6 protein-coding genes and 1 pseudogene are annotated in these 7,098 nt (G+C 71.0%); all 7 read right to left on the bottom strand.

Going from position 1 to position 7,098, the window contains the following annotated elements; translation table 11 throughout:
• Window positions 1–61 precede the first annotated feature (61 nt).
• Window positions 62–793 (bottom strand): DUF1707 SHOCT-like domain-containing protein, encoded by a 732-nt coding sequence (locus SACHA_RS0114815; protein WP_019810957.1) that lies wholly within the window; start codon window positions 791–793, stop codon window positions 62–64.
• Between the two features lie 104 nt (window positions 794–897).
• On the bottom strand, window positions 898–1,548 hold the full coding sequence (locus tag SACHA_RS0114810; RefSeq protein WP_019810956.1) for a response regulator: 651 nt from the start codon (window positions 1,546–1,548) through the stop codon (window positions 898–900).
• Window positions 1,545–2,693, bottom strand: coding sequence for a MacS family sensor histidine kinase (gene macS / locus SACHA_RS0114805; RefSeq protein ID WP_019810955.1), 1,149 nt, complete (start codon window positions 2,691–2,693; stop codon window positions 1,545–1,547). The genes SACHA_RS0114810 and macS overlap by 4 nt, the downstream gene beginning before the upstream one ends.
• Complete coding sequence (locus tag SACHA_RS0114800) at window positions 2,690–3,946, bottom strand: AI-2E family transporter (RefSeq protein WP_039739237.1); 1,257 nt, start codon at window positions 3,944–3,946, stop codon at window positions 2,690–2,692. Before SACHA_RS0114800 ends, macS begins: the two co-directional genes overlap by 4 nt.
• A 174-nt stretch (window positions 3,947–4,120) precedes the next feature.
• Complete coding sequence (gene dnaB, locus SACHA_RS0114795; protein WP_019810953.1) at window positions 4,121–5,500, bottom strand: replicative DNA helicase; 1,380 nt, start codon at window positions 5,498–5,500, stop codon at window positions 4,121–4,123.
• A 552-nt stretch (window positions 5,501–6,052) separates the two neighbouring features.
• Complete coding sequence (locus SACHA_RS0114790; RefSeq protein ID WP_028663211.1) at window positions 6,053–6,850, bottom strand: ESX secretion-associated protein EspG; 798 nt, start codon at window positions 6,848–6,850, stop codon at window positions 6,053–6,055.
• 37 nt (window positions 6,851–6,887) lie between these two features.
• Window positions 6,888–7,098 (bottom strand): annotated as a pseudogene (locus SACHA_RS24610) (hypothetical protein); the annotation flags it as partial.

Raw genomic sequence — 7,098 nt, 5'->3', positions numbered from 1 at the left:
CGTGGGCGGCCAGGGAGGCGGTCGCCGCCGGCTGAGCCGGGCCCCGGACCCGGCGTGGGTGTCAGCCCGCGAACCAGTTCCGGCGCGGGTGCCGCAGCGTCAGGGAGCCGCCGTAGAGCCTGCCGGTGATCACGAACCGCGGCCCGTTCGTCGCGTGTGCGGTGTGGGTGCGGTCGTGGATCGTCGCCCACTTCAGCTCGTCCAGCCCGTTCAGATCCACGACCGACCCCTCGGGGACGAGGAACTTCACCGAGCACCACTTGGTGTCCAGCCGCACGTGGACCTCCGGGCCGGCGAACTCGGCCTCACTGAAGTCGATCCGCGTGTCGGCGTAGCGGTTGCGCACGGACAGTTCGGCGGGCACGAACCACCGTCCCTTGCGCACCAGCTGCGCCCCGTGCGCGCGGAGTTCCGTCGGCGCGGAGCCGGCGACACCGGAGGGTGCCGCGGCGGCGGCCGGGGTGGTCGGCGTGGTCGGGGCGGGTCCCGGCACGTCCGGGTGGCCGAGTCCGGGCAGATCCACGAGCACGGTGTTGAGCTCACCCCTGGTGCGGGCGGCCAGGGCGGTGTCGGTCCGTTCGGTGAACTCGTCCAGTGTCAACATGCCCCGCCCGATGGCCTGTTGCAACAGTCCGACGACGTGCTCGCGTTCGGCGTCCGACACGCGCAGGTCCCGCTGCCGACGATGCTCGGCCGACAGGGACGCCTCCCCCGACGCCGCCTCCCCCTCCGCCGCGTGCCCCTCCGCCGGGGCATCTGCCGGGGGATGTTCGTCGCCCTTCTCGGCTCCCATGTCCGCCGATGCTAGCCGGGTGCGCGTCCGGGCGGATCCGGGAGAACCCTGAGAAGACGCGCCCGGTTCGCCGACCCGCCGACCGCCTCCCGCACGCCTCCCGCTCAGGACTCCAGGTCGAGTCCGTGCTCGATGGCGTAGCGGGCGAGTTCGACCCGGTTGTGCAGTTGGAGCTTGCGCAGCGTCGACTGGACGTGGTTCTCCACGGTCCGATGAGAGATCACCAGCCGGTCCGCGATCTGGCGTGCGGTCAGCCCCTTGGCGACCAGCCGCAGCACATCGGTCTCCCGGTCGGTCAGTTGTGGTGGCGGTTCGCCCGGCGCGGGTGCGTCGGCCATCCTCCGGTACTCGCCGAGGACCATGCCCGCGAGTCCGGCGGTGAACACCGGGTCGCCCTCGGCCGTGCGGCGGACCGCGTCCACGAGTTCGTCGACCGAGGCCGACTTGACCAGGTATCCCGAGGCCCCCGCCTTCACCGCCTGGAGCACGTCGTCGTGTTCCCCGCTGGCCGAGAGCACGAGCACCCGCGTGTCCGGCAGTTCCCCGGTGATCGTGCGGGTGGCGTCGACACCGGAGGAGCTGCCGAGGTTGAGGTCCATCAGCACGACGTCCGGCCGTACGGCACGGGCGATCCGGGTCGCCGCCGTACCGTCCGAGGCCGTCGCCCGGACCTCGAACCCGTGCTCGGTGAGATCCCGGGCGACGCCGTCCCGCCAGATCGGGTGGTCGTCGACGATCATGACCGACACCGTCATCTGCCTCTCCCTCCCGGAGCGGGGCGCGGGACGCGCATCTCCCATTCCGTCCCCTGACCCGGTGCGGTCTGGAGGGTGCAGGTGCCACCGAGTGCGGCGACCCGCCCGCGGATCGACTTGGCCACCCCCAGATGTCCTTCGCCGGCCGCCTGCTCCAGCCGCCCGTGCGGGATGCCGGAACCGTCGTCCCTCACCGTCAACACGACTTCCTCCCCGAGATCCTCCAGCAGTACCCAGGCCTTCGCCTCGGGACCGACATGCTTGTCGACATTGGACAGTGCTTCCCGGACGGACGCCACGAGTTCCTCCACCGCCGTGCCGGGCATCGGTACCTCCCCGGCGGGCGCCGAGACCTGCACCCGCGAGGTGCTCAGGACCTGTAGTGCCGCGCGCAGGTCGGCCCGGTCGTCACCGCCCGACCCGCCCGGTCCGGTGCTGACCAGCGCGCGCAACGCGATCTCCTGTTCGCCCGCCAGTCGGGCGAGGTCCGCCGCCTCGCCACCGAGTTCGGATCCCCGTCGGCGCACCCGGGCCAGCACCTGCAGCACACTGTCGTGGATCGAGCGGGCCAACCGCTCCCGTTCGGCCGTCGCGGCCTCGGTGCGCAGGGCCCGGGCGAGCGCGTCCTGTGACCGGCGTGCCGTCGTCGCCGTGACACCGACGAGCAGGCCGCTCGCGACCAACAGGACGCCGTCCCGGGCGACGTCGAGGTCGAAGCCCAGCTGCGCGACCGTGGTGGAGACGGTCAGGGTGAGCCCGCCGAGCATCCCGCCCACGGGGCCGAACCGGGCCCCCGCCGCGACCGGCGGGGCCGCCGCCCACACCGTGGTGACCAGCGGAGCCACGACGGCGTACTGCGCCGCGGAGAGCACGAACGGGGACGTCAGCATGATCGCGCAGGTGACGGCGACGTCGAGCACGACGAACGTCGCCGTGCGTCCGGAGTGCCGCGCGTAGACGAGCGTGGTCACCACGGTCCACACCACCATCGCGGCGAACCCGGTCCACGCCAGCCAGGCGCGGACGTAGCCGTCGTGGTGTACGACGACCGCTCCGAGGGCGAAGCCGAGCGTCATCCACCGCAGGACGATGGAGCCCCACCACAACGGGGCCGCGGGGTCGCGCAGCGCCGGAGCCGTCGTCATGCCGGATCGTGTTCCCTCCGTTCGTCGTCGGCCGCGGAGTCCGGACCGGTCGCGCGTGCGGGGGCGGAATCCGCCCCGTCGTCGGGTGCGGTCACCGACGCGGTGCCGGTGCCCCCGGTCGCTCCGGGTCCCTCGGCCGGGTGCGGCAGCGCCCCCTTGTTCGAGAGCACGTCGACGGCCCCCGGGTCCGGAAGTTCCTCGTTGACGAGGGACTTCACGGCGGCGTTGAGCACCGCGAGCAGCGGAACCGACAGCAGTGCCCCGGGGATGCCCGCCGCGACGAGTCCCGCGGTGATCGCCAGGACGACGGCGAGCGGGTGCAGTCGGACGGCACGGCCCAACAGCAGCGGCTGCAGCACGTTCCCTTCGAGCTGCATCACGCCGACCACGATGGCGAGCACGATCAGCGCCGTGACGAAGCCGTTCGTCACCAGTGCGACGAGCACCGCGACCGCGCCGGCGACCACGGCGCCGATGATCGGGACGAAGGCGCCGAGGAACACCAGCGTCGCCAACGGAACCACCAGGGGGACGCTCATGATCCACAGTCCGATCCCGATCCCGACGCCGTCGACGACCGCCACCGCCGCGGTGGCCCGGACGTAGCTCACCAGCGAGGCGAAGCCACGGCGCCCCGCGGTGTCCGCGCGGTGGCGGATCTGCCGCGGGACGGCCCGGACGAGGAAGGTCCAGATCTGTTCCCCGCCGACCAGGAAGAAGATCAGCACGAACAGGGTCAACAGGAAGCCGGTGAGGATCTCCCCGACCGCCCCTGCCGTCGTGAGCGCCCCCGCGGTGATCGAGGCCTGGTTCTGCTGGATCAACTGCACCGCGTTGTTGATGAAGTCCTCGATCTGCGTCTCGCGCAGATGCAGGGGGCCGTTGATCAGCCAGTTCTCCACCTGTTCCAGACTCCGGTTCAGCTGCTCCTGCAACGCGGGCAGCCCGGAGGTGAACTGGGTGATCACGAAGGTGAGCAGTCCCCCGACCACTCCCAGGCCGAGGATCAGCACGATGACCGCGGAGACCGGCCGCGGTACGCGCCAGAGGACCAGCCTGCGTACCGCGGGTGCCATGAGCGCGGCGAGCAGCAGCGCGATCGACATCGGGATGACGACGACCGAGAGGTACCCGATCAGCCACAGCACCACGTACAACGCGGCCACGACCATGAGGAAGCGCCACGACAGGGCCGCGGCCACCCGCAGTCCCGTCGGCACCCAGCCCGTGACGTCCGGATCCTCGGACAGCATCGCGATCCGCCGCTTCCCCCGGCCACCGTCCGTACCCGCCTGCGGTGGCGCCCCTGCGCCTTCGCCGATCTGCTCGCTCACCGGTTCACCGTATCGGGTCCGTGGGCTCCGCGTGGGCAACCCGAGTGTGACATCGGCACTACCGACAGTGCCGGACGGGCCGGGCCGCGGCGGTCAGTCCTGGGCGAGGTCGGCGAACCGGCTGTAGTGCAGCTGGTGGGCGACGCTGATCGTGCTCGTCGGCCCCGCACGGTGCTTGGCCAGGATCAGGTCCGCCTCCCCCGCCCTCGGGTCGTCGAGTTCGAAGGCGTCCGGCCGGTGGATCAGCATGACCATGTCGGCGTCCTGTTCCAGGGAGCCGGACTCACGCAGGTCGGCCAGCATCGGGCGCTTGTCCGTGCGCTGCTCCGGACCGCGGTTGAGCTGGCTGATCGCCACCACCGGAACCTCCAGTTCCTTGGCGAGCAGCTTGAGCTGGCGGGAGAACTCGGAAACCTCCTGTTGCCGGGACTCGACCCGTTTGCCCGACGTCATCAGCTGCATGTAGTCGACGACGATGAGCTGGAGATCGTTGCGCTGCTTGAGGCGCCGGGCCTTCGCGCGGATCTCCATCATCGTGAGATTCGGGGAGTCGTCGATGAACAGCGGTGCCTCACTGATCTCACTCATCCGCCGGGCGAGCCGGGTCCAGTCGTCGTCCGACATCCGGCCGCCGCGCATGTCCGCCAGACGGATCCGTGCCTCGGCCGAGAGCATCCGCATCACGATCTCGACGCGGCTCATCTCCAGCGAGAAGATGACGCTGCTCAGTCCGTTCCGGATGGAGCACGCCCGGGCGAAGTCGAGCCCGAGTGTCGACTTGCCGACACCGGGCCGGGCCGCGACGATGATCATCTGTCCGGGGTGCAGGCCGTTGGTGACCTCGTCGAGATCGGCGAACCCGGTGGGCACACCCTGTGAGGTGCCACCTCGGGAGGCGATCGCGTCGATCTCGTCCATCGTCGGCTGGAGGAGCTCCTCCAGCGCCACGTAATCCTCGCTCGTGCGTCGCTCGGTGACGTCGTAGATGGCCGCCTGCGCGCGGTCGACGACCTCGTTGATGTCCCCACCGTCGTTGCTGTCGGCCCCGTAGCCGTACTGCACGATCCGGGTACCCGCCTCGACGAGCCTGCGCAGAACGGCCTTCTCGGCCACGATCTGGGCGTAGTAGCCGGCGTTGGCGGCCGTCGGCACGGTGGCGATCAGCGTGTGCAGGTACGGGGCACCACCGGCTCTGCCGAGTTCCCCGCGCCGCTCCAGTTCCGCGGAAACGGTGATCGGGTCGGCGGGTTCGCCCCGGCCGTAGAGGTCGAGGATGCAGTCGTAGACGGCCTGGTGTGCGGGCCGGTAGAAGTCGCCGGGCCGCAGCACCTCGACCACGTCGGCGATGGCGTCCTTGGACAGCAACATGCCGCCGAGCACCGACTGCTCCGCCGTGTTGTCCTGTGGCGGCTGGCGCTCGAACCCGCCGTGTTCCCCCGCGGGCGCAGGGCTGCGGTCGTCGGTGATGGCCACCTGTACTGGCACCCCCTCGGTCGGCGGACGTGGGTCGGCGGTGTGCGGGCGGCCCTCCCGCGGAACACCGTCGAAAGTCGAACATCCGTTCGACGAGTGTAGGCGTTCGGGCGGCGCTCCCCGGGCGTCCGTGCCCGGTGTCTCCGCAACGTGCCGTGCCGCGGTAGCGGCGTTCGCACCACCGCCGCGGCAGCGGCGCTTTCGCACCACCGCCGCGGAACGCTAGATCGCTCGGACGGAGCAACGCAATTCCGCCTGTGGACAGAACTGTGGACAACCTGTTGATGACCGGCCCCAACGAATCACAAGCTCGGCTCAGCCTGTGTACAACCTGGGGAAGACTCAGGTCGGCCTCGCTGAAACCCCTGGTCAAACCCTGTGGATGAACTGTGGAGAACTTTGTGGCGGAGATTTCGGCGTGTCGCGCCGAGATGCTCTGCCGGCGTGTCGCGCACCGTGCCCCGCCCGCTCGCTCCGGCCCGGCCTGTGGAGAACCGGTCGCCTCCGGGTACGACCCCACTGCGCTGAACGAGCGTTCCGAGCGCGCGGTCGTCAGTGGGTGGGGAGGGCGCTCATCGCGGTGCGTAACCGGTCGGCGAGCAACGCCGCGGTCGCCGGGTGCAGCGTCACCAACGGCTCGCCGTGGCCGGGAACCTCTTCCGTCAGCCAGCGACCCTCGACGGTGTCGATGTAGTTGACGGGGCGTTCGGCCCGCATCCGGCGGCCGGTGCGGTCCCGGGCCGCGGCGTAGAGGTTGCCGCCGCCGATCCGGGAAAGTCCGAGGACGCGACGTGCCTCGGCGGCCTGGGGATCGGCGGGACCGCTTCCGCCCCGGCGCATCACCGAGATCTCCCGCTCCTCGGGTTCGGGCTGTCGCGCACCGCCGACCACCCGGCTCTTCGGCACCTGTATCGCCCGGCCGCGGCCGGGTGTGTAGGGAGGGAGCTGGGCGACGAGGTTGTCCAGCAGGTCGTTCGGTGGCACGGAGGCGAGCACCACGACGTCGTTGTCGGTGTTGTGCGCCAGGACGAACCCCTCACCGTTCGCGGCCCCGACGAGCACGGTGTAGTTCAGCGGCTGGTTCTCGTAGCCGCCGTTGACCCATCCGAAATACTCGACGGCGGGCCTGGCGACGGCTGTCATCGTGGCATCGAACTCCCGGTCCGGGCCCGACGGTCCGTGCAGCCCGAGGCGGGCCAACTCGCCGTCGGCCCGCTCGGCGGCCTGCCGCCGCGCGCGCTCGTCCTCCCAGACCGGCGTGGTCGCCAGCACCGTCGGGGGTTCGGCACCCCGCCGCCGGATCAGATTGAGCACGGTGGGGGTGGACAGGGTCACCTGCTGTCTCAGCACGGTCGTCGGTCCTTCTTCGCTTGTCCCGAGAGCGGCGTCACTCACCGATCACGGGCGGTGCGGTCATCTCGTCGCTGCCGAAGAGCGAGTCGCCGTCCTCCTTGAGGAGGTACTTCGTCTCGTGCTCCTCGTCCTCGGAGCCCTGGCCGCCACGACCTGCGCCGCCGCCGGCCCCCATCGGCATGCCTCCCGTACCGCGTGTACCACCCGCCGCGGCGGCACCACCCATGGCCGTGCGGCCCGCGGCG

It is taken from the genome of Saccharomonospora halophila 8 (assembly GCF_000383775.1).
Classification (GTDB): domain Bacteria; phylum Actinomycetota; class Actinomycetes; order Mycobacteriales; family Pseudonocardiaceae; genus Saccharomonospora; species Saccharomonospora halophila.
This window is presented reverse-complemented; position numbering and strand designations above follow the sequence as displayed.